Annotated in this window: 19 protein-coding genes; 4 read left to right on the top strand and 15 right to left on the bottom strand. The window is 59.3% G+C overall.

Going from position 1 to position 26116, the window contains the following annotated elements:
• Window positions 1–198: 198 nt before the first annotated feature.
• The 7 genes from gcvP to PLU01S_RS02095 all read right to left on the bottom strand — a co-directional run bounded on the left by gcvP (window position 199) and on the right by PLU01S_RS02095 (window position 11324).
• Entirely contained in the window at window positions 199–3057 is a 2859-nt protein-coding gene (gene gcvP / locus PLU01S_RS02125) for an aminomethyl-transferring glycine dehydrogenase (protein ID WP_074821523.1), read from the bottom strand.
• A 10-nt stretch (window positions 3058–3067) separates the two neighbouring features.
• Entirely contained in the window at window positions 3068–3436 is a 369-nt protein-coding gene (gcvH, locus tag PLU01S_RS02120) for a glycine cleavage system protein GcvH (protein WP_074821521.1), read from the bottom strand.
• A 257-nt stretch (window positions 3437–3693) separates the two neighbouring features.
• Window positions 3694–4848 (bottom strand): glutathionylspermidine synthase family protein, encoded by a 1155-nt coding sequence (locus tag PLU01S_RS02115; protein ID WP_074821519.1) that lies wholly within the window; start codon window positions 4846–4848, stop codon window positions 3694–3696.
• Complete coding sequence (locus tag PLU01S_RS02110) at window positions 4845–5450, bottom strand: DUF1190 domain-containing protein (protein WP_074821516.1); 606 nt, start codon at window positions 5448–5450, stop codon at window positions 4845–4847. Before PLU01S_RS02110 ends, PLU01S_RS02115 begins: the two co-directional genes overlap by 4 nt.
• A 9-nt stretch (window positions 5451–5459) precedes the next feature.
• Window positions 5460–5873 (bottom strand): DUF350 domain-containing protein, encoded by a 414-nt coding sequence (locus tag PLU01S_RS02105; protein ID WP_010796673.1) that lies wholly within the window; start codon window positions 5871–5873, stop codon window positions 5460–5462.
• A gap of 114 nt (window positions 5874–5987) precedes the next feature.
• Window positions 5988–9650 carry a hybrid sensor histidine kinase/response regulator gene (locus PLU01S_RS02100; protein WP_233432107.1) on the bottom strand — a complete coding sequence of 1221 codons (3663 nt, stop codon included), beginning with the start codon at window positions 9648–9650 and terminating at the stop codon, window positions 5988–5990.
• Window positions 9651–9785: 135 nt separating this feature from the next.
• The gene (locus PLU01S_RS02095) at window positions 9786–11324 is read right to left on the bottom strand and encodes a sigma-54-dependent transcriptional regulator (RefSeq protein ID WP_074821513.1); all 1539 of its coding nucleotides are present in this window, start codon (window positions 11322–11324) and stop codon (window positions 9786–9788) included.
• 184 nt (window positions 11325–11508) lie between these two features.
• Between PLU01S_RS02095 and PLU01S_RS02090 the strand changes: the two genes are divergently transcribed.
• The 4 genes from PLU01S_RS02090 (at window position 11509) to PLU01S_RS02075 (ending at window position 15285) form a co-directional block, all read left to right on the top strand.
• Entirely contained in the window at window positions 11509–11943 is a 435-nt protein-coding gene (locus PLU01S_RS02090; protein ID WP_010796670.1) for a MarR family winged helix-turn-helix transcriptional regulator, read from the top strand.
• Window positions 11944–12152: 209 nt separating this feature from the next.
• Window positions 12153–12569, top strand: coding sequence for an organic hydroperoxide resistance protein (locus tag PLU01S_RS02085; protein ID WP_010796669.1), 417 nt, complete (start codon window positions 12153–12155; stop codon window positions 12567–12569).
• A gap of 46 nt (window positions 12570–12615) precedes the next feature.
• A complete protein-coding gene (locus tag PLU01S_RS02080) occupies window positions 12616–13635 on the top strand; it encodes an alpha/beta hydrolase (RefSeq protein WP_074821510.1) in 1020 nt (339 codons plus the stop codon).
• Between the two features lie 210 nt (window positions 13636–13845).
• Window positions 13846–15285 carry an MFS transporter gene (locus PLU01S_RS02075; protein WP_083397809.1) on the top strand — a complete coding sequence of 480 codons (1440 nt, stop codon included), beginning with the start codon at window positions 13846–13848 and terminating at the stop codon, window positions 15283–15285.
• Between the two features lie 52 nt (window positions 15286–15337).
• On the opposite strand, the gene PLU01S_RS02070 is transcribed toward PLU01S_RS02075, so the two are convergent.
• The 8 genes from PLU01S_RS02070 to PLU01S_RS02035 all read right to left on the bottom strand — a co-directional run bounded on the left by PLU01S_RS02070 (window position 15338) and on the right by PLU01S_RS02035 (window position 25893).
• Window positions 15338–16378, bottom strand: a complete 1041-nt coding sequence (locus PLU01S_RS02070) for a threonine aldolase family protein (protein ID WP_074821508.1) — start codon at window positions 16376–16378, stop codon at window positions 15338–15340.
• A gap of 71 nt (window positions 16379–16449) precedes the next feature.
• Window positions 16450–18258: an aminopeptidase P family protein gene (locus tag PLU01S_RS02065; protein ID WP_074821506.1), complete on the bottom strand. Its 1809-nt coding sequence runs from the start codon at window positions 18256–18258 to the stop codon at window positions 16450–16452.
• 304 nt (window positions 18259–18562) lie between these two features.
• The gene (locus PLU01S_RS02060; protein ID WP_010796664.1) at window positions 18563–18751 is read right to left on the bottom strand and encodes a hypothetical protein; all 189 of its coding nucleotides are present in this window, start codon (window positions 18749–18751) and stop codon (window positions 18563–18565) included.
• Between the two features lie 122 nt (window positions 18752–18873).
• Entirely contained in the window at window positions 18874–19812 is a 939-nt protein-coding gene (locus tag PLU01S_RS02055) for a LysR family transcriptional regulator (RefSeq protein ID WP_074821503.1), read from the bottom strand.
• Window positions 19813–20058: 246 nt separating this feature from the next.
• Entirely contained in the window at window positions 20059–23112 is a 3054-nt protein-coding gene (locus tag PLU01S_RS02050) for an efflux RND transporter permease subunit (protein ID WP_139208666.1), read from the bottom strand.
• Window positions 23109–24182, bottom strand: coding sequence for an efflux RND transporter periplasmic adaptor subunit (locus PLU01S_RS02045; protein ID WP_074821500.1), 1074 nt, complete (start codon window positions 24180–24182; stop codon window positions 23109–23111). The genes PLU01S_RS02050 and PLU01S_RS02045 overlap by 4 nt, the downstream gene beginning before the upstream one ends.
• A complete protein-coding gene (locus PLU01S_RS02040) occupies window positions 24179–25276 on the bottom strand; it encodes an efflux RND transporter periplasmic adaptor subunit (protein ID WP_374940319.1) in 1098 nt (365 codons plus the stop codon). Before PLU01S_RS02040 ends, PLU01S_RS02045 begins: the two co-directional genes overlap by 4 nt.
• 401 nt (window positions 25277–25677) lie before the next feature.
• Window positions 25678–25893: a DUF1127 domain-containing protein gene (locus tag PLU01S_RS02035; RefSeq protein ID WP_074821494.1), complete on the bottom strand. Its 216-nt coding sequence runs from the start codon at window positions 25891–25893 to the stop codon at window positions 25678–25680.
• Window positions 25894–26116: the final 223 nt, after the last annotated feature.

Genomic DNA, 26116 nt, shown 5'->3' with positions numbered 1-26116 from the left:
GCAAAAGGGCCGGTCAGGCATGGCTAACGGCACACCGCGCCAAGCATGGACGTGCCTTACAGTAAAGCCGTAAAAGCCGTAACGGTGAAACCGCGTTGAGACCATGTACCCGGCCAGTTGACAGGCATCACGGCGCTCCATCTCCTTCTGCGGAATAGGCAGGAGGAGATGGGCAAGGTGATACGCATCCGCTGTGGATCACGCGTCCTGATACGCCTCGATCGGCGGGCAGGAGCAGATCAGGTTGCGGTCACCGTATACGTTGTCGATACGCGCCACGGGCGGGAAGTACTTGCCGTTCACCAGCGATGGCAACGGGTACACCGCCTGTTCGCGGCTGTAGGGATGCGTCCATTCGCCGGTCAGCTCGCGTGCGGTATGCGGCGCGTTCTTGAGCGGATTGTCATTGGCATCCAGCGTACCGGCCTCGATGGCACGAATCTCTTCGCGAATGGCGATCATGGCGTCGCAGAAGCGATCCAGCTCGGCCTTGGACTCGCTCTCGGTCGGCTCGATCATCAGCGTGCCGGCTACCGGGAAGGACATGGTAGGCGCATGGAAGCCAAAGTCGATCAGGCGCTTGGCCACATCGTCCACGGTCACGCCACTCGTTTCCTTGAGCGGACGCAGATCGAGAATGCACTCGTGCGCCACCAGGCCGCCTTCACCCGAGTACAGCACCGGGTAATGGGTTTCCAGACGACGGGCGATGTAGTTAGCATTCAGGATCGCAATCTGCGAGGCACGGGTAAGCCCCTCGCCGCCCATCATCTTCATGTACATCCAGGAGATGGGCAGGATGCTCGCGCTGCCATAGGGCGCTGCCGACACTGCACCTTCCTTGCGCTCGAGCCCGGCATGACCCGGCATGAACGGCGCTAGATGGGACTTCACACCAATCGGGCCTACGCCCGGACCGCCACCACCGTGCGGGATGCAAAAGGTTTTGTGCAGGTTCAGGTGAGACACATCGCCGCCAAACTTGCCCGGCGCGCACAGGCCCACCATGGCGTTCATGTTGGCGCCATCGATGTAGACCTGACCACCATGCTCGTGAACGATGCTGCAGATTTCGCGGATCGCCTCTTCGAACACGCCGTGAGTGGAAGGATAGGTAATCATCAGCGCGGCCAGATTGGCAGCGTGCTGCTGGGCCTTGGCACGCAGATCACCCACATCCACATTGCCGCGGCTGTCACAGGCCACCACGACCACACGCATACCGGCCATCGAGGCGGTTGCCGGGTTGGTGCCATGGGCAGACGACGGGATCAGGCAGATGTCGCGCTGGGTATCGCCGCGGCTTTCATGATAAGCGCGAATGGCCAACAGGCCCGCGTACTCACCCTGGGAGCCGGCGTTGGGTTGCAGGGAGATGGCGTCGTAGCCCGTAGCGGCGCATAGCATCTGCTCCAGCTCGGCGGTCATCTGGGCATAGCCCTCGGTCTGGTCGGCTGGTGCAAAGGGATGCAGATTGCCAAATTCGGCCCAGGTGATCGGAATCATCTCGCTGGCTGCGTTGAGCTTCATGGTGCAGGAGCCCAGCGGGATCATGGTGCGGTCCAGCGCCAGATCCTTGTCCGCCAGGGTGCGCAGGTAGCGCATCAGCTGGGTTTCGGAGCGGTATTGAGAGAAAACAGGGTGCGTCAGGAAGGCGGACTGACGACGAAGCGTTGCCGGCAAATGCTCCTCGGCCTGGTCCAGCAGGCTATCCAGGGAAGGCACGGGCTGGCCATCGCTGAAAAGCTCCAGCAGAGCCATGACGTCTTCGACTGTGGTGGTCTCGTCCAGCGAAACCCCCAGGTCGGTGTCACGGATCACGCGCAGGTTGAAGCCTTTGGCGCGGGCCGCTTCGTGAATCGCATTGGTTTTGTCGCCAAATACCAGCGTCAGCGTATCGAAAAAGGTTTCCTGGGTGCGATGGCCTAGTGCATGCAGACCGGTCGCCAGCAGGGCAGTCAGGCGATGAATGCGCGTAGCGATGTGCTTGAGACCTTCCGGACCGTGGTAGACGGCATACATGCTGGCAATGTTGGCCAGCAGGACCTGAGCTGTGCAGATGTTGCTCGTCGCCTTCTCACGACGGATGTGCTGCTCACGGGTCTGAAGCGCCAGCCGATAGGCCGGGTTGCCATGACGGTCAATGGATACGCCCACCACACGGCCGGGCATGTCACGCTTGTATTTGTCCTGAGTGGCAAAATACGCAGCGTGCGGGCCGCCAAAGCCGAGCGGTACGCCAAAGCGCTGGGCCGTGCCGATAGCGACATCCGCGCCAAACTCGCCGGGTGGGGTCAACAATGTCAGGGCCATCAGGTCAGCCGCGACGGCGACCAGGGCACCCGCCTGATGGAAGGCCTCGATGACTTCACGGTAATCGCGGATTTCGCCCGTGGTCATCGGGTACTGGAACAGGGCACCAAAGAAACGGCCGTGATCGTCGATGTCCGTTTCCACACCCACCACGATTTCGATGCCCAGCGGCTCGGCGCGGGTACGGATCACATCGATGGTCTGCGGGTGGCAATGCAGGGAAACGAAGAAGGCCTCGGCCTTGCTTTTGGACAGACGACGGCAGAATGTCATGGCCTCGGCGGCAGCCGTGGCCTCGTCCAGCAGTGACGCATTGGCTACAGGAAGCCCGGTCAGATCGCCGATCAATGTCTGGAAGTTCAGCAGTGCCTCCAGACGACCCTGGGAGATTTCCGGCTGGTAAGGCGTATAGGCCGTGTACCAGGCGGGATTTTCCAGCAGATTGCGCAGGATGGGCGCCGGGGTATGGCAGTTGTAATAGCCCTGTCCGATAAAGGACTTGAACAGCTTGTTCTTGCGGGCGATGCCACGCAATTCGGCCAGGGCGTCGGCTTCGGACAGCCCCTGGGGCAAATCCAGTACGCTGGTGCCCTTGATGCTATCCGGGATGACCTTGGCTGTCATGGCATCCAGCGAATCGTAGCCCAGCAGGTCGAGCATGGACACGATGTCCAGCTCGCGCGGGCCGATGTGGCGCGAAATGAATTCGTCAGCGGTGCTGAATGAGTCGCGAAAATCGGTCATGGTCACCTCCTCAAGCCTTGATCAATTGAGCGTAGCCGTCTTCGGTGAGCAGCGTGCCGAGTGCTTCTGGATCGGCAGGACGCATGCGGAAGAACCAGCCGGCGTCGAGAGGATCCTGATTGACTTTCTCAGGGGCATCGCCAAGCGCTTCGTTGATTTCCAGGATCTCGCCATCGATCGGCATGGCAATGTTGCTGGCAGCCTTGACCGACTCCAGTACCGCCACCTCTTCGCCCTTGGTGTAGGTGCGCAGCTCCGGCAATTGCACGAAGACCAAGTCGCCCAGCGCATCCTGAGCATAGTCTGTAATGCCTACGGTTATAGTGCCATCGGCTTCCAGACGCAGCCATTCGTGTTCTTCGGTAAAGCGCATAACCATTGCAGACTCCTGAATAGGGTAACCCAGCTGGGCACTAGCTGACCTCCTTCATAGCAAGGCAGATGCCAAGGTCTTACCGATGGCGCAATGCCAGAGCACGCGCGGCCTACAGGGAAACGAGGTAATAAAAGGCGGTGTAACGAAAGTGCTACACCCTATGGAAAGAAGTCTCCCAGAGGCCTTGCGAGCCTAGAACAGATAAGGCATTGCCAGCGATCGTATCGAATTCATTACAGCGCAATGAATTCGATACAGGCTTACTCCAGAATGAAGTGGGGCAGGAAGCGCGAGCTGTCTTGGGTAATCAATGTTGCATCCTCACGGATACCCACCCCACAGGCCGTGTCACCTACCACCCAACTGCCAATAACAGGGTAGTTACCGGAAAAACAAGGCAACGGGTGACATTGCTGCACGATGCAGGGCCCCGCGTACGGGCCCGGCACGTCCAGACGCGTGCCGTCCAGACTGTGCAATTCGATGTTGGCACCCTCCCGAGAGAACAGCGGCTTGCGTACCCAGCCTGGCGCGACCGGACTACCGGCCTCTTTATCGAAAAAGGCTGGAAGCAGATTGGGATGCCCTTCATGTCGCTCCCACAGCAAGGCCAGAATACCTTTGTTGCTGAGCAGCGCCTTCCACGGCGGCTCATAGAACTGCGTAAAGGAGCTGGGAATAGAATATCCAAACGCCTCGTCCAGCATGAACTCCCAGGGGTAGAGCTTGAACAGTGACGGGATGAATTCATCGTTCAGGTCCACAAACCCCTGTGACCTGTCCAGCCCGATATCCTCCACAGCGATATAACGCGTCTGAATACCCGCCTGGGTGGCACAGTCCCGCAGATATTCGACCGTGCCGCGGTCCTCCAGCGACTCTCTGACCGAGGCCAGATACAGGGGCTGATGCGGTCGCAAGGCGCGAATCGTCTGGATCAGCTGCTCCTGAATGCTGTTGTACTGATCCGCCCCGGCGGGAAGCCTGCCCGCCTGCTGCATCTGCTCCAGCCATAGCCACTGGAAAAAGGCTGCCTCGTACAGCGAGGTCGGCGTGTCGTAATTCAGCTCGAACAGCTTGGCCGGCCCCTGACCGCTATAGGCCAGATCCATACGGCCATACAGATGGCGGTCCCGACGTTTCCAACTGGCAGCCGCACACGCCCAGAAGTACTCCGGTACAGCCAGACGCGAGAGCAGTGCCTCGCTGCCGACGATCTCGTCGACCAGTGCCATGCACATCTGATGCAACTCGGCCGTAGGGGCTTCCAGATCGTTTTCGATCTGCTTCAGGCTGAACTGGTACGCGGCCCGCTCATCCCAGTAGGGTTCGCCATCAAAGGTGTGGAACAGAAAGCCAAGCTGCTCCGCCTGTTCGCGCCAGTCCGGGCGCTCGGTCATCTCGATCCGCTTCATGATCCGCTCGACCGTGACGAGTAGGAGGCTGCCCGTGCACCAAAGCCGCCCCGGCTGACGACCCTAGACTCGCTGGAGGCATAGGCGCTCTTGTTCAGATAGGCGATACCCGGTCGTGAACCGACCACCTCGTTATTGGCAGTCCGGTAATGCGCCAGGTCGTCCCGTGACTGGTACAGCGGCTGGCTGGGAAAGGTACGCGTGTACTCGCGCTGGCGTTGTCCTCCGTTGACGCTACTGGAATAACCATAAGAGGCACCGCCCGAGGACGATGATTCACCCTCCCGCGACGGGCGCTGGCCCAGCAGAAAGCCGGTCATGAGCGGAACGTAGAACGAAGACCGGGGTTCCAGCAGCTCGCAGCCATTGGAGCCAAAGTCGATCTCGCATTCACCCAGGGAAGCGTAGCGCGGTGCGCTGCGGTGATGGACCGCGCGCGAGGATTCGTACTCCGAAGAGCAGAGGCTGGGCGTGAAGGTGCCATCGCGAATGCACTCGGCAACGGATCGATACAGATAACCCGGTTTGGGTTGGTCACACCCCGCCAGCATGAGGGGCGTCACTCCAACCAGTACCAGTTGAATAGCTTGGCTGCGTTTCATGACCTGCCCTCACCCGCTGATGGCAGCGGCATTGAGCACGCCAATCGACACGGACATCGTCGCCACCAGAATACCGCTGGCCATTTCGTTATTGCTGAGCCGTTGGGGCAGTCCCGGCACGAGAAGGCGCAGCACGACGAATGTAACCAGCTGAGCGACTGCCGCAATCAAGGCCCAGAGCAGATAGTCCAGCGCACTGACTGATACCCGCATCGCGCTGGCCAACGGCAGGACGAACCCTAACAGCGTGCCACCGAACGCCAGGGCCGCCGCTGGCACGTTGTTGCGAATCAGCTGCCACTCACGGTGTGGAGTAAGCCAGCTGAAAGTGAAAGCAAACGCGCCCAGAAGCGCGAGCGAGAGAATGAAATAAATGGCGAACGCCGGCAGACCACTGAGGTAGTCAAGCACGCTGGCAAGCATGGGACACTCCTTGTCACGAATGAGCCGGCAGGCTAAGGCACCTGCCGGGGGCGCGCATTTTCGCAACTTCGCGCCCGTTCATCCATGCTCTCTATCTGCCAGCCGCTCCGCTGGTCACTCCCCCTTGCTACGGTGGACCATGTCCTGCACGCGGGCTGCCAGCATCTCGATCGGGAAAGGCTTGGTGATCATGGCCATGTTTGGCTCCAGAAACCCATTGGCAATCACCGCATTTTCCGCATATCCGGTCATGAACAGGACCTTAAGGTCTGGCCGCGTGACTCGGGCCGCATCAGCCATCTGCCGCCCATTGATGCCCGGTAGACCAACGTCGGTTACCAGCAGGTCGATGCGCAGATCGGACTTGAGTATGTCCAGACCGGAAGGGCCGTCGACAGCCTCCAGCACCCAGTAACCCAACTCACTCAAGACCTCTACCACCAGGCTGCGGACAGCATGCTCGTCTTCGACCACCAGCACGACTTCGCTGGCCTCGGACTGCCGGCTCAGCGATACCGGCTGCCGGACCTGAGGTTCTTCCCTGCGCTCACCGTAGTAGCGCGGCAGGTACAGCTTGATGGTCGTACCCCGACCAACCTCCGAGTAGATCTTGGCTGCCCCTTCCGATTGCCGGGCAAAGCCATAGATCATCGACAGCCCAAGCCCGGTCCCCTCGCCCAGCGGCTTGGTCGTAAAGAACGGGTCGAACGCCTTGGCGATAACATCTGGAGTCATCCCGGTTCCAGTGTCGGTCACGCTGATGCAGATGTACTGGCCAGGCTTGATGTCCCGATCACGAGACGCATAGGCCTCGTCCAGATGAGTGTTGCTGGTTTCGATGGTCAGCCTGCCTCCGTCCGGCATGGCAGCGCGGGCATTGATGGCCAGATTGAGGATGGCGTTTTCCAGCTGATGAGGATCACACAGCGTCAGCCAGAGCGCCCCCGTCTTGACGATTTCCAGCTGTACCGATTCACCCATGGTGCGGTGCAATAGATCGTCCATACCGGTGATCAGGTCATTGGCATTGACAACTTTGGGCACCAACGGCTGCCGGCGGGAAAAGGCCAGTAGCCGGTGCGTCAGAGCGGCCGCTCGACTGGCCGAGGACATGGCCGTGCTGGCGAAGCGGTCAAGATCCGCCAATTTGCCCTGCTGGATTCGCATGCGGATCAGGTCGAGCGAGCCGATGATCCCGGTCAGCAGGTTGTTGAAGTCATGGGCAATACCGCCTGTGAGCTGGCCAACCGCTTCCATTTTCTGGCTCTGACGGAGTTGCTCCTGCGCCTGGGCCAGCTCGGCTGCTGCCACTTTTTCCGACTCGATATCACGGCCAACCGCATGGATGTAGCGCGCATCGGGCACTGCGGTCCACGAAAGCCACCGGTAGCTACCATCCTTGTGCCGATAGCGGTTCTCGAACCGCAGTGTGGTATGTCCTAGGGAAAGTTTGCCCACTTCAGCCAGGGTGCTTTCCACATCGTCGGGGTGAACGAAATCCAGCAGTACCTTGCCCAGCAGTTCATCTTCCTGCCAGCCCAACAGGTGCTTCCAGGCCGGGTTGGCGGCCATCACGACGCCGTCAAAGCGCGCGACCAGCATCACATCGGTGGTCAGGCGCCACATGCGGTCAAGGTCTGCGGTACGCTCGGCCACCCGCTGCTCCAGGGTCTCCGTCAGACGCCGGGACGCTTCCTCGGCCTCCTTGCGGTCATGGATGTCACTGTTATTGCCCATCCAGCCGGTGACGTTTCCGGCCTCATCACGCAAGACCTCCGCACGGATATCGAACCAGCGATAGGCTCCGTCCTTGCGCCGTAGCCGTGCTTCAAGCTGATAAAACACGCCTCGGCTGCGGGCATCGAGCCAGACATCCAGGAGCCGCTGGGTGTCATCAGGATGAATGACTTGCGCCCAGCCCATCGGCAGCGCTTCTTCTGGTGTCTGGCCGGTGTAGTCGTACCAGTAACTGTTCAGGTAGCTGAGCGAGCCATCAGGATTACCGAACCAGACGATGGCAGGTGACAGGTCTGTCATTTGCCTTAGTCGCGTCTCGCTGACTTCCAGCCGCCGTAAGGTCCGCCGCTGCTCGGACAGATCGCGCGCAATGGCAGCAATCCCCATGACCTTGTCTTGTTCGTCCCGTATCGAGAAGACGGAATAGTGGACCGGGATGGCCGCTCCGGTGTGATAATGGCGGAACCGAAATTCGCCTACCCACTTGCCCTCGTTCAAAACGGTCGGAAGAATGGTCGACTCGGCAAAGGCACGATCCTCAGGCAGGAAATAATCCAGCACATGGCTCTGCCTGACCGCCTCTTCACTGGCCAACCCAACCAGCCGGCGTCCGGCTTCGTTGACAAAATAGGCCTGACCGTCCGGCGCAGCGATGCCAATGAAGTCATCCGACTGCTCCACGATCATCATTGCCCGGCGCCAGCCCTCATAGGCGCGGACCTGCTCGCTGTTATCCACGATCGTACAGATGGCACCCTGCGGCTTGCCATCCTGGAAAATGGCCTGGGCCCGATATTCCACTGGGATACAGGAACCGTCACGCCGGTAAAAGGCACCCTCCGCCACGTATTCAGCCGTTCCCTCGCGGGCCGTGCGATAAATGGGATGATCCGCCATCACCTGGCGGGCCTTCTCATGAGCCGGATCAATCAGCTCTTCCAGGCGCCACCCGACAATATCCTTTTCACTTTCGGCGCCGAACAGCCTGACGAAAGCGACGTTGCACAGGGTAACTACGCCGTGCTGGTCGATTGAATAGAATCCTTCAGAAATCGAATCCAGCAGCAGGCGATAACTGTCGCGGCTGGCGCGAAGCTCCTGTGCGGCCAGACGCTGCTCGGTACGGTCACGGAGAATCTTGATGAATCCGTCGACCTGACCGGATATATTCCTAAGTGGCATGAGTTCGCCACTTGCCCAGAAGCGCTGTCCGCTTTTGAGCACATGCCAGCGCTCGTCCATGCTGCGCCCCTGTTCTAGGGCTGTATGGCGCTCCTTTTCAGGGATATGGGCAGCGCGGTCTTCAGGGGTGAAGATGATCGCAGCAGGCTTGCCCAGCACTTCCGCCTCTGTCCAGCCAAGCGTGCGACAAGCACCTTCATTCCACGTGGTGATGTGGCCCTCAAGGTCCATGCAGAAAATGGCGTAATCCACCGCGCTGTCGAGAATCTGTTCGCGTTGGGAAGCCGCATGTTCTGCATACTGCTGCTCCTCAGCCTGGCGGGCACTGTTTCGCTCGATGGTAAGGCCGTGAATCTCCAGTTGCGCCACGGTTGAACGGGCCAGCTCCTGAAACAACAGGCGCTGCGTAGCATCCAGTCGGCGTGGCACTGTGTCCATGAGGCTGAGCACACCAACAGGCACACCCGCAGCCGTTTTCAGCGCAACCCCTGCATAGTAGGACGAACCGGTACTGGCATTCAGGGCCGATGGCGGAGTAAAGCTCAGATCGCCCCTCGGCTCGCTGAACTCCAGAATATCGGTCGCCGTTAATGCCTCTTCCCAGGGCGCATAGGCCTCGGCCGTAGGGCAGCCGCCCTGCTCCGCGGCCAGCCAGAGCCCTTCTGCATCACATAAGTGGATGACGGCTTGCGAAACGGAATAGGTCTCCTGGGCTCGCCGGGCAATATCGGCAAGTTCGGGCAAACGTGGATGGGCTAACAGGCCGTAGCGTTCAAGCGCATCCTGTAGCGCAGCAGGTGGCTGCTCGGGGTCTTGGTGAGCGTTGGTCATGTACAACTGGGTCGTGTTTGGGGGCATAAGCACCGCTCATCCTTGAGAAACTAATGACAGCCCCTCCATGGAGGTCCGTCGCGAACGGTCTATGGCTCATAGACCAGCAAGACGCGGACGAATTCGCCCAAGTCTTCAAACAGTGTCCTTGTAGAAAAACACTCAGCTCTTGCCGGGAATGCCATACTTGCGCAGCCGGTGGGCAATGGCGGTGTGAGAGGTCTTGAGACGGGCCGCCAATTGACGACTGGATGGGTAGTGTGGGTAGAGTTTTTCGAGCAGGGCTTTCTCATAGCTTGAGACTGCCTCATCCAGGCTGTCTACCTCGCCATCTACCTGCCGTGCGACTTCCGTGCCGGCAATATCCAGATCGCCAATATCCACCACGGTGCTTTCGCTGATGGCCGCCGCCCGGAAAATGACATTCTGAAGCTGCCGCACATTGCCGGGCCAGCGATTGCTCAAAAGTGCCGGATACGTTCCCGGCGCCAGTCGGCAAGGGGGCCGCTGGATCTGGGCGCAGGCCTGCTGCATGAAATGCCGGGCCAGCACCAGAATATCCTGCCCACGCTCACGCAGCGGCGGCACGTCGAGATTCAGGACGTTGAGTCGGTAGAACAGATCCTCCCGAAAGGTCCCTTCGGCAACGCGCTTTTCCAGATCCCGATGCGTGGCACTCAAAATACGTACATTGACCTTCAGTTCGCGCTCACCGCCCACCCGGCGAAACGTACCGTCAGACAAAAACCGCAGCAACTTGGCCTGAAGATACGGGGACATCTCCCCAATCTCGTCGAGAAACACGGTGCCTTTGTCGGCCAGCTCGAGAAGACCGGGCTTGCCGCCGCGCTGGGCACCGGTGAACGCGCCTGGCGCATAGCCAAACAGCTCGCTTTCCGCGAGGCTTTCCGGCAGAGCCGCACAGTTGAGTGCCAGAAACGGCGCATTGCGACGAGGGCTGACCGTATGACAGGCCCGCGCTACCAGCTCCTTACCAGTCCCTGTCTCACCCTGAATCAGCAGCGGTGCATCCAGCGCCGCGACTCGCTGGGCGCGGGCCTTGAGCGCACGTATCGGTGCCGAGTCGCCCAGGATCGATTCGAAGCCTTCGGCCGGGTCATGGCGCAGCGCTGAAAGACGGGCTCCGATCCGGCTGGGGGCGTAAAGCGTCAGCAGCCCACCGGCTAGCCGCTGGGCGTTGCCTTCGGCAGCCTCGCTGATTGGGGTCGAATCCAGCAGGAGTGCCTGCCCGCGCAAGGTGACCTCACGCATGGGAATCCGAAAGGCCTGCTCCAGCAGTTCCCGCTGTAGAGCTGGATCATCGAACAGCGTAGCCACCGTCGCGCCCTGGGGCGACGGGTCGTCCACCATGGCGGCAAAGGCCGGGTTGGCCAACAGAATGCTACCTTCGCGGTCCACGGCCAGAACCGGGTCGGCCATGGCGGCAAGCAAGGCATCCAGATGCAGCGTACGACGCTGCCCTGGCAGGATATCCACCACTCGGACAGCCTGTACCCCACGCACCGTGAGCAGTGCACCACGCAGCTCTTCCAGCACCTCGGCACTTAGGGTCGGCGCATCGATATAGACATTGGGCGGCACCATCTCGACTGCATCAAGATTGAGGTTGCGCGCCCCCAGAAGCGCCAGCACTTCCTGGGTAATGCCGACACGGTCGATAAAACTGACGTGGATTCGCATGGGGTGGGCGGGGTCTCGAACAGGTATAGCCAAGGGCAAGCCCGTATCGTACCGGATGCCACTTCCCCATGGGCACCCAACCCCAGAATTCCTTGTATTTATTGTTGCTCCGCCTGGCGAAGCGTCTACGCTAGAATGATGGCTCTTTTCTATTAGCCGGGCCGTCCTGCGAGACCTCCATCCTATGAAAGACGAAGACCGTTTGAAACTTGATCAGCAGCTCTGCTTTGCCCTGTATTCCACCTCCCTCGCCATGACCAAGGTCTACAAGCCGCTTCTGGAAGCCGTCGGCCTGACCTATCCGCAATACCTGATGATGCTGGTGCTCTGGGAAAGCGACGGTCTCACGCTCAAGGAGTTGGCCAAACGCCTGCATCAGGACTCCGGCGCGCTGACACCGGTACTCAAGCGGCTCGAAGCGGAAGGCTATGTCACCCGCAAGCGCAGCCTTCAGGACGAACGCAACCTCTCGATCGAGCTGACGGCGGCCGGGAAGACCTTGCGTAAGAAAGCCGAAGAAATCAACGGCTCAGTACAACTGGCCTGTGGCCTGGGTAATGATGACATGGGGCAGCTTCGGTCCAGCCTGATCAAGCTACGCGACAGCCTGAATCAATAGAGGCATGCCTAAGCGGCCGCAGCACTGACGCGCCCTCCAACCCATGGAATAACCGTTCGTCGGACTCACAAATAAATAGTTTGCGCGATAATCAATATCGGAATAACTTAATTCCTGTAGACAACGCGGTAACGAGCAACGACTTCCACGTCGTTTTTTTAAAACCAAATGATTATCGCAATAATCAAATTAATCCGAGGACGATGCACATGAACATTCTGTACAAGACTTCCGCAACCAGCACCGGTGGCCGTGACGGTCGTTCCATCAGCGCCGACGGTATTCTCGATGTAAAACTGGCTACCCCAAAAGCGCTGGGCGGACAAGGCGGCGAAGCAACCAACCCTGAGCAGCTGTTTGCAGCGGGTTACTCGGCCTGCTTTATCGGCGCCATGAAGTTTGTAGCGGCTAAGGAAAAAGTGGCGCTGCCCAGTGATCTCAGCGTGACGGCAGAAGTCGGTATCGGTCCGATCCCCACCGGCTTTGCCCTGGACATCGAACTGCGCGTCAGCGTGCCGGGCCTGGATCGTGCCAAAGCCCAGGACATCATCGAGAAGGCCCATCAGGTCTGCCCATACTCAAATGCCACCCGCGGCAACGTGGATGTACGCCTGACCCTCGTCTAAGCCTGACGCGGGACGCCCCAGCGCGGCGTCCCTGGAGAACCGGATCATGAAAATGCTTGCTCAGCTGTTCACTGTCTCTGCCCTTTCCCTGGTCGCTGGTCATGCCCTGGCCGCAGATGACGCCGGCCTTGAACGTACCACCCAAGGTTTTCTGAACACCTTGAACCAGAGCGGGGGTAAGCCTCTCGAGCAACTTTCGCCCAAGGATGCCCGTGCTGTCCTGACGGGTGCCCAATCAGGCGTGAAGGTCGATCTGTCCAACGTAGAGGTGAGCGAGAAGACTATTACCGCTGATGGGCAGAGGATTTCGCTGACCATCGTCCGACCTGCCGGTGTCACCAAGGCACTGCCGGCGTTCATGTTCTTCCACGGTGGCGGCTGGGTGCTGGGTGACTTCCCCACTCACCAGCGTCTGGTGCGGGATCTGGTGGTCGACTCGGGTGCGGTGGCCGTTTTCGTGAATTACACGCCTTCGCCTGAGGCGCATTATCCGGTAGCCATCAATCAGGCCTATGCCGCTACCCGCTGGGTCGCCGAGCATGGCAAAGAAATCAACGTAGATGGCTCTCGCCTGGCTGTCGCAGGCAACAGCGTAGGCGGCAATATGGCGGCAGTTGTCAGCTTGATGGCGAAAGAGCAAGGCACGCCCAAGCTCCGCTATCAGGTGCTGCTCTGGCCTGTCACCGATGCCAACTTCGACACCGGCTCGTATGACACCTATGCTGAAGGGCACTTCCTGACCCGCAACATGATGAAGTGGTTCTGGGATAACTACACCACCGATCCCAAGCAGCGCCAGGAAATTCATGCCTCGCCGCTGCAGGCTACGACTGAGCAGCTCAAAGGCTTACCGCCCGCACTGGTGCAGACCGCAGAGTACGATGTGCTGCGCGATGAGGGTGAGGCATACGCCCGCAAGCTTAATGCAGCCGGGGTGGATGTGGTGCAGGTCCGCTACAATGGCCTTATACATGACTACGGCTTGCTTAACGTCTTCCACGATGTTCCTGCGGTACAGAGCGCCATCGCCCAGGCGGGTGATGAATTGCGCAAGCATCTGAAGTAACAGACAGGCCCCTGGCTCGAAATGACACCAGGGGCTCTGCTCTTTTTTATTATTGCGAACAAGATGCTCAAGAAAAGCAGAATTCACCAATTTCTTCTGAAAACCTATGCTTAGGTGTCGCAAACATCCTTTCCAACCTTATCTTTAGCAACCTAAGATCAGCGCTACTCTCCTAGGATGAGCATATCGCCCTTCTGTGGATGTTCGCGCATGTCCTCTTCTTCGCTCACGACAGGTTCATCGGTTGCCGACACCGAAGCGTCTGCTTTCTCCAACCGGCGTGCCGCCGAAATTTCGGCACGTATCGACCGGCTACCCGCCACGGCAACGATCTGGCGACTAATCGCCCTGCTTTCCATCGGCGGTTTCTTCGAACTGTACGACCTGTTCCAGACCGCCTATATCAGCCCTGGCTTGATACGCGCCGGACTGTTTGCCACTGGCAGCGCCGGTGTATTCGGTATCGCCGACCAGGCTGCGTTCGCTTCGGCAACCTTTCTGGGCCTGTTCGTAGGGGCAAGCCTGCTGAGTCCCATCGCAGACCGTTTCGGCCGCCGGCGCATCTTTACCTTTGCGCTTATCTGGTACACCGCGGCTACGGTGCTCATGGGTCTGCAAAGCACAGCACTAGGCATTATCGTGATGCGGTTCTTCGTCGGTATCGGGCTGGGAATCGAGCTGGTCACTATTGACGCCTATCTATCCGAACTGGTGCCCAAGCGCATCCGTACGTCAGCCTTCGCCTTTGCCTTTTTCGTCCAGTTCCTGTCCGTACCCGCGGTCGCCCTGATGTCGGCCTGGCTGGTACCGCAGGACCCCTTCGGGATTTCCGGCTGGCGCTGGGTTGTACTGGCCAGTGCAGTATTCGCCTTGTTTATCTGGTGGCTGCGCTCACGCCTGCCCGAGTCGCCCCGCTGGCTCGCGCAACGTGGCCGTCTGGATGAGGCGGATCAGGTTTTGTCGACCCTGGAAGCCCGTTGTGCCAGGGACATCAAGGCCCCACTTCCCGAGCCACACGTCGAAGCGGTTACGTTCGAGACCCAGGGGCGCTTCACCGAAATCTGGCAACCGCCCTACCGCCGGCGCGCCCTCATGCTGATCGTCTTCAACATCTTCCAGGCCATTGGATTCTTCGGTTTTGGCAACTGGCTTCCAGCTTTGCTGTCTGGCCAGGGCGTCAGCGTTACCCACAGTCTGACCTATGCCTTCGTGATCAGTCTGGCCTACCCGTTGGGACCTTTGTTGTTCGTAAAGATCGCTAACCGTTTCGAGAACAAATGGCAGATCGTGGGTTCATCAATCGGCACCATGCTGTTCGGCACCCTGTTCGCGTTTCAAAGCTCAGCCACTGGTTTGATCGCATGTGGGGCGATGATCACCCTGTGCAATGCCTGGCTGACCTTTAGCTTCCACTCCTACCAGAGCGAGCTGTTTCCCACGCCCATTCGTGCCCGTGCTGTCGGGTTCTGCTATTCCTTCAGTCGCCTTTCCACGGTCTTCAGCAGTGTACTGATCGGCCTCTTTCTCCAACACTTCGGTACGCCGGGCGTGATCACGTTTATCGTGACCAGCATGCTGATCGTGATGATTACCATTGGCGGCTTCGGACCCAAGACTCGCAATCTGGCGCTGGAAGATATCGCGCACTAACAAAAACGCCGTACAGGATCGCTGTACGGCGTTTTCAAGAGCGCAGGCCTGATCAGGACTGCATGGCGTCGCGGATATCCCGAGCCAGCTCACGTACGCGGGACTCCTGAGTGTCCCAGGAACACATGAAACGGGCACCACCGCTGCCGATAAAGGTATAGAAGCGCCAGCCACGGGCACGCAGCCGCTCCAGCGCCGGCTCGGAAAGCTGCAGGAACACCGAGTTGGCCTGCACCGGAAACATCAGGCTCAGCCCGGGCACGTCTTTCACCAGATCAGCCAGGAGCTGGGCGCAGTGGTTGGCGTGTTCGGCATAACGCAGCCAGGCATTGTTTTCGAGAATGCCCACCCACGGCGCGGAGAGAAAACGCATCTTCGACGCCAGTTGACCGGCCTGCTTGCAGCGGTACTCAAAGTCTTCGGCCAGGTCACGGTTGAAGAACAGGATCGCCTCGCCCACCGCCATGCCGTTCTTGGTGCCACCAAAGCAGAGTACGTCAACGCCGGCCTTCCACGTCACCTCGGCCGGTGTGCAGCCAAGGCTTGCCACCGCGTTGGAAAAGCGCGAGCCGTCCATATGCAGACGCAAGCCGAGGTCGCGGCAGGTATCGGCTACGGCATTCAGCTCGTCGAGGCTATACAGCGTGCCGACTTCTGTAACCTGGGTAATGCTGACCGCTCGGGGCTTGGGAAAATGAATATCCTTGCGCTTGGTGGCAATCTGGCGAATGGCATCAGGCGTCAGCTTGCCCTGGGTGGTCGGGGCCAACAGGAGTTTGGAGCCGTTGGAAAAGAACTCCGGGGCACCGCATTCGTCCGTCTCCACGTGGGCCGTCTCGGCGCAGATCACGCTGTGATAGGACTGGCACAGGGCCGCCAGGGCCAGGGAGTTTGCAGCAGTACCGTTGAAGGCAAAGAAGACTTCGCAATCGGTTTCGAACAATTCGCGGAAGTGATCTGCGGCGCGGGCCGTCCAGGCATCATTACCATAGGCGGTATCGTGCCCGTGATTGGCTTCGGCCATGGCCGCCCAAGCTTCCGGGCAGATCCCTGAATAGTTGTCGCTGGCGAATTGCTGACTATGGTCGTTCATGGGTATTCCTTGAGAACCACCCGAGGAAGCCCGCTTGTGGCCGACTTCCATGGCGGTAAATAAACGGACGCTTATAGCGGCCGGGTTCGAGTGTCCAACCAATCGCGCGCCGCACCGCTGACCAGCGGACGGACACGCTCACGCACCTCGGCGTGGTAGGCGTTCAGCCAGGCGATCTCATCTTCACGCATAAGCATACGGTCGATACAGCGGGTATCGATCGGGCACAGCGTCAAGGTTTCGAAACGCATGAACTGGCCGAACTCGGTTTCAGGCTCGGCCACGTTGAGCAGCAGGTTCTCGATCCGCACGCCCCATTGCCCGGGCCGGTAGATACCGGGTTCGTTGGACGTGATCATACCTTCCCGCATGGCACTGTTGGGGGATGGTTGACCATAGAACGTGATGGATTGCGGCCCCTCGTGTACGTTCAGGAAGTATCCTACCCCATGCCCGGTTCCATGACCGTAATCGATGCCCGCTTCCCAGATGGGCGCACGGGCAATCGCATCGAGCATCTGCGACGCGATGCCTGCCGGAAAACGCGTTCTGGACAACGCGATCATGCCCTTGAGTACACGGGTGAAGTCACGCTTCTGCTCGTCGTTGGGCGTGCCAATGGGCACAACGCGGGTGATATCCGTCGTGCCTCCCAGGTACTGACCGCCGGAGTCGATCAGCAGCAGGCCGTCGCCCTCGATAACGGAATGTGCCTCTTCTGTTGCATGGTAATGGGGCAGCGCGCCCCCTGCGTTATAGCCTGCAATAGTAGAGAAACTCAGGGAGACAAAATTGGGACGGCGTGTGCGGGCAGCGGTCAGCCACTCATCCACCGTCAGCTCGGTCACCCGCTCTCCCGCCTCAAGTGCCGCCTCGAACTGGGCGAAGAATTCGCACAAGGCCGCGCCATCCTGTTCCATGGCCTCACGCACATGCTGTGCTTCGGCTGCCGTCTTGCGGGACTTGAACAGGGTGGAAGGGTTGATCGCTTCGATGCGCTTGACGCTGGAGGGCACGCCTTCCACCAGGCCGTAGGTGACGCGCGCCGGATCGACCAGCAGACTTGACCCGGCAGGCAGTGCCGCCAGAGCACCATGGGCTGCGCCATAGGCGGCCAGCTGGATACCGGCTTCGTTCAGGGTGCGCTCAAGAGCCGCCGGAATTTTCCCGGCACCCACGAACAGCTGCACCTGACCCGGCCCGATCAACGCATGGGCCAGAAAGACCGGGTTATAGGACACATCGGCACCACGCAGGTTGAACAGCCAGGCAATATCATCCAAGCTGGAAATGAAATGCCAGTCAGCTCCTTGCTCGGCCATGGCCTTGCGTACCTGCTCCAGCTTTTCAGTGCGGGATACCGGTGCGTATGGCGCCTCGTGAGCGTATACCGGCGCCGCAGGCAGTGCGGGCCGCTCGGGCCAGATACGGTCGATCAGGTCGATAGTGGTGCGTAGCGAAATGTTCTTATCGGCAAAAGCCTTGCGCAGCGCCTCGGCGGCACCCAGCGACAGCACAGCCCCATCCACCGCCACGGTGCCATCCGTCGGTACATGCTCGGCCATCCAGTCGATGTGGGCCTGCATGCCGCCGGCCACCAGCTTCATCAGCTCCACGCCCGAACCTGCCAGCTCAGCCTGGGCCTGTTCCCAGTAGCGGCTGTCCGTCCAGACGCCGGCAAAATCCTTTGCCACGATCAGCGTACCGGCCGAGCCCGTGAAACCCGATAGCCATGACCGCCCTTGCCAACGCTCGGGCAGGTACTCCGACAGGTGCGGATCGGCGGACGGAATCAGGCAGGCATCGACGCCCTCTTCATGCATGATCTGACGCAAGGCGGCCAGACGATCAGGAATGGAAACGAGGTCTTGATGGGACATGTACTCTCCGGTAGGCAAGGGATGCAGTTGAAGCAGTCCTGCAATAAATACCGCAGATATAAAAAAGCCGCATCAAGGGATGCGGCTAAAACATGAAAAACCAAAGGAGCAGAATGGTTTTTCCTTGAGAACCTGCGCTATCGACAAGCAGTTGCGTCACGCCTGAAGGCAATGGAAATGCACATCCTCACACCGTGAGCATGGTCCATAAGGGGGGAAACTTCTGGCAGTGGCGGAAACGCTCCGAAAACGAGCAGGTCCTGAAGACGACGTTTGGCGCGGCGGGCGCCTGGGCCAAACGGGATTAACGCTGGGAAACCTGCTGGTCTTGCTGGGCTTTCTGAGTCTGTTGCGCTTGCTGGAAGCGCTCCATGACAGCATGGTTCTGGTTGACGAGCTTGTAGTTCTGCTCGTAGGAATCACGGGCAAAGCTCACCTGGGTAAAAGCAACAGCAGATACAGCAAGAATCGAGGCAGTAAACAAACGTAACATGATGAACTCCTGACACCCTTGGATTGGGTTCATCACTAGGATAACGCGTAACAATTATTGAAAAATATCGCCTGGGTACATAGAGATTTACCAATTGCGCAAGTATTCCAGGCGAGGCAGGCTCAGATGGCCCAGTAGGAATGCATGGCTACGATGTCATCGTCGTTGCTAAACCGTCTGGGTAGCTCTTCCTTGAGGATATCCACCCACGCCTTGATCTTGGCATCCAGGAAGCGTCGGGACGGATACAGCGCATAGACACTGCGCTCACGCAGGCGATACTCGGGCAATACCCGCACGAGCCCGCCTTCCCGCAAGGCCGGTGCAGCAATAAAGCTGGGCAACAGGCACAGGCCGAGTCCGGCCTTGGCCGTATTGGCCAGTGCATCCGCAACATTTACCTGATAGATCGAGCGAGGCTTGATCGACGTTTCTTCGTCCGGCTTGGTAAATACCCACTCCTCGGGAAATGTGGGGTCCTGAAGCAACAGGCACGTGTGCTGGTCCAGATCGCGCGGATGATGGGGCGTGCCCCACTTGGCCAAGTAATCGGGCGAGGCACAGACGACGCTATAGACCTCACCAAGCCGTTGGGCGACCAGTTCGGAGTCAGGCAGATGCCGATCCATGGTAATCGCAACGTCGTAGCCTTCTTCGATCAGGTCAGGACGATTCTGGGACAGGGTGAAATCCAGCGTGACATCTGGATAGCGCTCGGCATAGAGCGCCGCCAGAGGCGCCAGGTGTTCGGTTCCCAGCCCAGTCAGGGAGTGCACGCGCAACCGGCCGGAAGGCTTAAGGTGTGCACCACTGGCTTCGGCCTCGGCTTCGGCTACCGAATCGAGAATGCCCCGGCAGCGCTCCAGATAGCGCTCCCCAGCCTCCGTTAGCGCCAGCCGGCGGGTAGTACGGTGTAACAACCGTGTTTGTAGATGCGTCTCCAGGTCGGAAATCACCCGGGAAACCTGCGCCGTTGATAAATCCAGCAAGGCCGCAGCGGCCGTAAAACTGCCCGCGTCGACCACCCGGGTAAAAATCCGCATGCCTTGTAACGTATCCATTATTGTTGCCTGCTCCGTAACGCTGTTTCGCTTAGCAGCCTATTTATTTCCAGATGTTACGCTTTTATTCTTGTCCATGTGAGCTGCAGCACTGCCGGTGCTCTTCTCGTTAGCCCTGACGAGAATCTTTTAGCACTGGGTTTCTCCCTCCCGTACCCTGCTGCAGCTCCGGAGATAGCTCCTTGTGGCATGCTGGAACCGCCCGACCCCTCCGGGGCGGTTCAGCTGCCGTTTTTTCTTCTTTCCTTATTGCGCTTTGCTTGGTTCGCGGATGCGATACCAGGTCACGTATAGCGCTGGCAGGAACAGCAGCGTGAGCAGGGTTGCTGCCACAATGCCACCGATCATCGCATAGGCCATCGGCCCCCAGAAGACCTCCCGGGCGATGGGAATCATGCCCAGGCTGGCGGCAGCGGCTGTCAGCAGAATCGGCCGACGTCGATGATTGGTCGCCTCAATGACCGCATCCCAGGGATGACGCCCATCCTGCTCGAACTCATCAATCTGGGTTACCAGGATGACCGAGTTGCGGATGATGATCCCAATCAACGCCAGCACTCCCAGAATGGCCACGAAGCCCAGCGGCGTTCCTGTGGGCACCAGCGCCAGTACGACCCCGATCAGCCCCAGCGGCGCCACACTGGCAACCAGGAACATCTTCTGAACGCTCTGGAGCTGAATCATCAGGAACGTGGCCATCAGGAACAGCATGAGCGGGATTACGCTTGCAATAGGCTTTTGCGCCTTGCCGCTTTCCTCTACGGTACCGCCTACGTTGACCTGATAGTTGAGTGGCAGGTTACCTTTGAACTCATCGATCTTGGGCTGAAGAGCCTTGATCAGATCCGGCGCCTGGATAGAACCCTCGATAGTGGCCTTAAGCGTAATGGTTGGCTGGCGGTTACGCCGCCATACCAGCGGCTGCTCCATCTCGTACCCCACCGTGGCAAAGGATTTGAGCGGAATCGAGGTGCCCGAGGGCGTCACGATCTGTAGGTTTTCCACGGTCTCGATAGAGCTGCGCTCGGCATCTTCAGAGCGTCCTACCACGTTGACGAGGTAGATGCTGTCACGCACCTGTGTAATGGGCGTACCACTCACCACGCCGTTCATGATTTGGGCCACGTCCTGGGACGATAGCCCCAACTGGCGGGTACGGTCCTGGTTCACATCGATCTTCAGCATCCGCCCCGGCTCGTTCCAGTCGAAAAGGATATCGCTGATATGCGGGTTGGCACTGATGGCGCTGGCCAATGCCAGCGCCTGCTTACGCACCTCGGAAATGCTGGGACCACTGACGCGATACTGGATCGGCCGTCCTACTGGCGGCCCCATCTCCAGAGGCTGTACATACCCATCGAGCCCGACAAATTCGTTCTTGAGTCGCTCCTTGAGTTTGGGAATCAGCCGATTACGGGCCTCCAGGTCCTTGCTGACAATAACGACCTGTCCATAAAACGGGTTATTGAGCTGTTGATCCAGCGGCAGGTAGAAGCGCACCGCGCCCTGTCCTACATACGAACTCCAGCGGGCAATGTCTGGGTCTCCCTTGAGGGATGCCTCGAAACGATCCATTTGCGCACGGGTTTCCAGCACGGAGCTGTTCTGCGGCAGGTTCAAGTCCACCAGAATTTCCGGCCGATCCGAGGACGGGAAGAACTGGTTCTGCACGAAACGCATGCAGAACAGCGCGGCCGCAAAGAGCAACACCGTCATGATGATGGTCAGCCAGCGGTGCCGCATGGACCAGACCAGCGAGCTCTGGGACCAGCGCGCCAGTCGTCCCGGCCCCTTTTCCTTTTTATGCTTGAGCGACTTGGGTAGCAGGTGCACGCCCATCACCGGTGAGAACAGCACCGCCACGATCCACGACAGGATCAGCGCCACGGCAATCACGGCAAACAACGTAAAGGTGTATTGCCCGGCGGTACTCTTGTTGAGGCCGATAGGCACGAATCCCGCCACGGTGACCAGCGTGCCGGTCAGCATCGGAAAGGCCGTGTGGTCATAAGCGTAGGTGGCCGCCTTGTGGAGCGAGTCGCCCTCTTCCAGCCGGGTCACCATCATCTCGACGGTGATCATGGCGTCATCCACCAAAAGGCCCAAGGCAATGATCAAGGCGCCCAGGGAGATCCGCTGCATGGTGATACCGCTGTATTCCATGAACAGAAACACCATGGCGAGCACGAGAGGGATTGAGCAGGCTACCACCAGCCCGGCACGCAGACCCAGGCTGATAAAGCTCACCACCAACACGATGATGACCGCCTCGAACAGCGCATGGGTAAAGCTGCTGGACGCCTTCTCCACCACCTCGGCCTGGTTGGACACCTGATGCACGCCCACCCCGACCGGTAGCTCACCGGTAATCGCCTTCATCCGTTCGGACAGCGCCGCACCAAAGGTCTGCACGTTGCCGCCCTTGCGCATGGCAATCGCCAGTCCCAGGGCCGGCTCGCCGTTGAAGCGGAACAGGGACGTAGGCGGATCGGCATAATCACGGTGGATAGTGGCCAGATCAGCCAGACGGTAAAAGCGGTCATTGATCCGAAGGTTGACGGCCTCCAGGTCTTTCTCTGACTTGAATTCACCAGAGGTGCGTACCGAAACGCGTTCTGGACCGGCCTCGATTACGCCGGAAGGCGTCACGGCATTCTGTGCCTGCAGGCTCTGCATGATCTGCCGCTGATCGAGCCCTAGTGCTGCCAGCTTGCGCGTCGAGAAGTCGAGGTAGATGACCTCGTTCTGCGCGCCCATGAGTTCAACCTTGCCCAGGTCCGGCACTGCACGGATGTCCAGGCGCACCCGCTCTACGTAATCGCGCAGCTGCCGGTACGAGATACCGTCGCCAGTAAAGGCATAAATACTGCCGAATACATCGCCGAACTCGTCATTGAAGGCCGGCCCTTGAATGCCTTGTGGAAACTGTCCCTGTATATCGGAAATCTTCTTACGGACCTGATACCAGATATTGGGGATTTCCTTGTCGCTAGTGGTATCGCGCAGGTACACAAACACCGTGCTCAAGCCCGGCCGGGTAAAGCTCTTGGTGTAATCCAGCGAATCCAGCTCTTCGAGTTTCTTTTCGATCCGGTCGGTGACCTGCTCCAGGGTTTCCTGGGTGGTCGCGCCCGGCCACTGGGTCTGGATCACCATGGTCTTGATGGTGAACGAGGGGTCCTCTTCGCGGCCAAGGTTGAAGTAGGAATAGGTTCCCATCAACAGCGCGACAAACATGATGTACCAGATAAAGGACTGGTGACGCAGCGCCCAGTCAGAAAGGTTGAAGGATTTCATCAGCGCTGTTCCACATCCATTTTCACGTCTTGTCCAGGTTTGAGGCTGTGTACGCCGGCCGTCACGACCCGCTCGCCCGCGTTCAGGCCGTTATCGACCGTAATGCTCCGCTCATCTCGGGTCAGCACATGGACCTCGCGCAATGAAACGGTTTTGGTATCAGGGTCGACGATCCAGACGCACGTCTTGCCATCCCGCTCAAGCAATGCACTGGCCGGCAGCTCGGTAAGCTCACGGGGCGCATCATTGGTTAGCGTTACCGTTACCAGCGAGCCCAGGCGGAACGTTGGGGGCAGTTCGGCCAGCGTGAGTCGTACCCTCCGGGTTCGTGTCATGGCGTCGGCCTGAGGCGCCAGCTCACGGATGCGGCCGGTGGTAGAGACCGAAGGCTCCAACTGCGAGGTGATGGTAAACGTCGTGTCGGCCGGCAGTGTCTCTGCCAGACCTGCCGGCAGGTCTACAACCGCCTCCTTCACTTCGGGACGCGCCAGGGTGACTACTTGTTGACCAGGGGATACTACCTGCCCGGTTTCGGCATGCCAGGCCGTAATCACACCATCGAAATCGCTATATAGCTCACTGTAGGAGAGCTGGTTGCGGGCCTGATCCCGGGCGGCCTGGGCGCGATCACGTGCAGCGCGAGCCGTATGCAACTGGGCCATGACCTGGTCCAGCTGCGCCTTGGACCCGACACCCTTGGCATACAGGGCCTGCTGCCGCTTGGCATCGGCCTCGGCATCCATCCACTGGGCCTGAGCCTGGGCCAGATCACCTTCGCTGCTGCGGTAAGCATTCTGCTGATCGGTCGGGTCCAGCGCAGCCAGCAAGGTGCCTTTCTTCACCACATCGCCTACATCAGCCTTGCGCTGGGCAATGCGCCCGCCTACGCGAAAGCTCAAGGTTGATTCATACCGTGCCTGAATATTCCCGGTAAAGGCACCGAGCGCGCGTGCCTGCTGGGGTTTGGCCTCAACGAACAGTACCGGGCGGACCGGAGGCGGTGGTTCCTGCTTGTCGGAGCACGCGGCCAGCAGCGCCACGAGGCCCAGTAGAAGAACACGTATCCTGCTCATGACGACGCTCCCTGTTGAGCCTTAGCGTTATCACCAGGGTGGATGGCAGCAGGCTGAACAGGGGGCGCATGATCCGTGACCTCGACGACTTCGACTTTGAGTCCGTCATAAAGCAGCTGACCACCAGCCGTCACGACGCGGTCATCAGGTGCCAATCCATCATCGATCATGACCTGTCCGGTGATGTACCGGGCAACTGTCACCGGTTTGAGGTGGGCGCGGTTGTCAGCGTCCAGTACCCACACGGCGGGCTTTTCCACGGTGCCATTGAGCGCTGTCCAGGGCAGCACGACGCGCTGCTTGTCTGGCGTACCCAATGACGCCGTAACGGTTGTCCCCAGCGCCATCTGCGGCGGGACCTTGTCGAGCAGCACCTTCACACGCACGGTGCCGCTCTGCTGGGAAATGACCGGCGAAACCTCGCGCACATGGCCGGTAGTGCGCACCGTCGGATCATTCAACAGGGCGACCTCGATAGGCTGGTTGCCCGGATCGCGGGCAAGTAGCGATTCCTGCACATTGAAGACGGCATCGCGGTCGCCCTCCTGCGCCAGGGTAAAGATCGGCATGGATGCCTGAACGACCTGCCCGACCTCGGCCTGCCGCTCGGTGATCACGCCGCTGGCGGCCGATACCAGATTGGCATAACTGAGCTGCTTGCGTGCATCGTCCAGCTGAGCACGCGCAGCACTCAAGGCACTTTCTGCACCCTTCAGGGCAGCCAGGGCCTCGTCATATTGGCTTTGGGTGGTGTAGCCCTTGGGCATCAACGCCTTTTGCCGTTCGAACTGCACACGGGCAAGGTTCGCCCTAGACTGCTGGGAAAACACCTGCGCTTCAGCGGCGGCTACGTTGTTGCGCTGATCCTGCGGATCGAGACGGGCAAGAACCTGACCCTGCTTGACGTGATCACCCACATCGACCAGACGCTCATTGATCTTGCCGTTGATACGAAATGATAGTGTGGTCTGGATACGCGCCTGCACATCGCCTGTCAGGGTGGTGGTAGTCGCTACCTCTTCCAGGGCTACACGCTGGACTCTTACATGAGGAGGATTGGGGGCCGGTTGTGAATCGTCCGAGCAGCCTGCCATACCGGTCAGGGCCGTCCCTAGCAGAAACAACGCGGAAGTGCGCTGAAACAGGGGTCTAGCGCGCCGCGAAAAGAAAAGCATTGCCAATTAACCTCCCTCACAGTCCATATGCATGCCAGCAGTCGACGTGGCGATTTACCCGCGAGTCGTCCATCAAGGTCTGCTGCGCAGGGGTTGTTCTGGTTATAGGCGACTGACTTTAAGCCTCAGGCAAGGTTCCGGCAATTCAATAGAAGCCCGGGCACGGTGCTGAAAAACGCACGCACAGGAAAATCCGGCAAGGCAAGGGGCCGGTTAAAGAGAGGAAAGAGAAGAAAAACGCGGGAGGGGTGTCATGGGAGCCGCTATCGATGACGGCTCCCGACAGGTCTTGCCGGTTACGGTGTGCGTAACCGTAACACTTAACGCCAGAACGGCTTGTGCAGTTCTTCGTAACGCTGGGCTTCAGTGATACCGGCGTCGGCCAGCATACGGGCATCCAGGCGGGCCAGCTCGTTGCGGCTGACGATACGACGATGCCAGACCGACAGCGTTGTCAGAACGCGCAGCACCAGCGAAGTATCGGATTTAGAAGCGTTTGAAGCGGTGAATGAGTTGGAACGTAGGGTGTGTTCCATGATGCTTTCCTTCCTGCTTATGACAGGTAGCTAACTATTTAAGATGCGCACATTGTCGTGCCGCGGAAGTGTTACCGCCATAAACAGTCAGGAAGAATTGTGCAGGAGCAGAAGCGAAAAAATGGAAACTGTTACGGTCCAAATTGGGTCAATCTGTAACGTAACGCACCATAAATGGGCATTTTTGCGTTACCGATGGAAACAAGACCTGCGTTTTCATAAC

Origin of the sequence: Pseudomonas luteola NBRC 103146, from assembly GCF_002091675.1 — a bacterium.
GTDB classification, from domain to species: domain Bacteria; phylum Pseudomonadota; class Gammaproteobacteria; order Pseudomonadales; family Pseudomonadaceae; genus Chryseomonas; species Chryseomonas luteola.
This window is presented reverse-complemented; position numbering and strand designations above follow the sequence as displayed.

Coding starts and splice junctions, on each gene's coding strand:
- PLU01S_RS02070 (WP_074821508.1), bottom strand. CDS start 16,378: ATGAACGACCATAGTCAGCAATTCGCCAGCGACAACTATTCAGGGATC.
- PLU01S_RS02075 (WP_083397809.1), top strand. CDS start 13,846: ATGTCCTCTTCTTCGCTCACGACAGGTTCATCGGTTGCCGACACCGAA.
- PLU01S_RS02065 (WP_074821506.1), bottom strand. CDS start 18,258: ATGTCCCATCAAGACCTCGTTTCCATTCCTGATCGTCTGGCCGCCTTG.
- gcvH (WP_074821521.1), bottom strand. CDS start 3,436: ATGGTTATGCGCTTTACCGAAGAACACGAATGGCTGCGTCTGGAAGCC.
- PLU01S_RS02115 (WP_074821519.1), bottom strand. CDS start 4,848: ATGAAGCGGATCGAGATGACCGAGCGCCCGGACTGGCGCGAACAGGCG.
- PLU01S_RS02035 (WP_074821494.1), bottom strand. CDS start 25,893: ATGGAACACACCCTACGTTCCAACTCATTCACCGCTTCAAACGCTTCT.
- PLU01S_RS02110 (WP_074821516.1), bottom strand. CDS start 5,450: ATGAAACGCAGCCAAGCTATTCAACTGGTACTGGTTGGAGTGACGCCC.
- PLU01S_RS02080 (WP_074821510.1), top strand. CDS start 12,616: ATGAAAATGCTTGCTCAGCTGTTCACTGTCTCTGCCCTTTCCCTGGTC.
- PLU01S_RS02100 (WP_233432107.1), bottom strand. CDS start 9,650: ATGCCCCCAAACACGACCCAGTTGTACATGACCAACGCTCACCAAGAC.
- PLU01S_RS02055 (WP_074821503.1), bottom strand. CDS start 19,812: ATGGATACGTTACAAGGCATGCGGATTTTTACCCGGGTGGTCGACGCG.
- PLU01S_RS02040 (WP_374940319.1), bottom strand. CDS start 25,276: ATGGCAGGCTGCTCGGACGATTCACAACCGGCCCCCAATCCTCCTCAT.
- PLU01S_RS02090 (WP_010796670.1), top strand. CDS start 11,509: ATGAAAGACGAAGACCGTTTGAAACTTGATCAGCAGCTCTGCTTTGCC.
- PLU01S_RS02045 (WP_074821500.1), bottom strand. CDS start 24,182: ATGAGCAGGATACGTGTTCTTCTACTGGGCCTCGTGGCGCTGCTGGCC.
- PLU01S_RS02060 (WP_010796664.1), bottom strand. CDS start 18,751: ATGTTACGTTTGTTTACTGCCTCGATTCTTGCTGTATCTGCTGTTGCT.
- PLU01S_RS02085 (WP_010796669.1), top strand. CDS start 12,153: ATGAACATTCTGTACAAGACTTCCGCAACCAGCACCGGTGGCCGTGAC.
- PLU01S_RS02095 (WP_074821513.1), bottom strand. CDS start 11,324: ATGCGAATCCACGTCAGTTTTATCGACCGTGTCGGCATTACCCAGGAA.
- PLU01S_RS02105 (WP_010796673.1), bottom strand. CDS start 5,873: ATGCTTGCCAGCGTGCTTGACTACCTCAGTGGTCTGCCGGCGTTCGCC.
- gcvP (WP_074821523.1), bottom strand. CDS start 3,057: ATGACCGATTTTCGCGACTCATTCAGCACCGCTGACGAATTCATTTCG.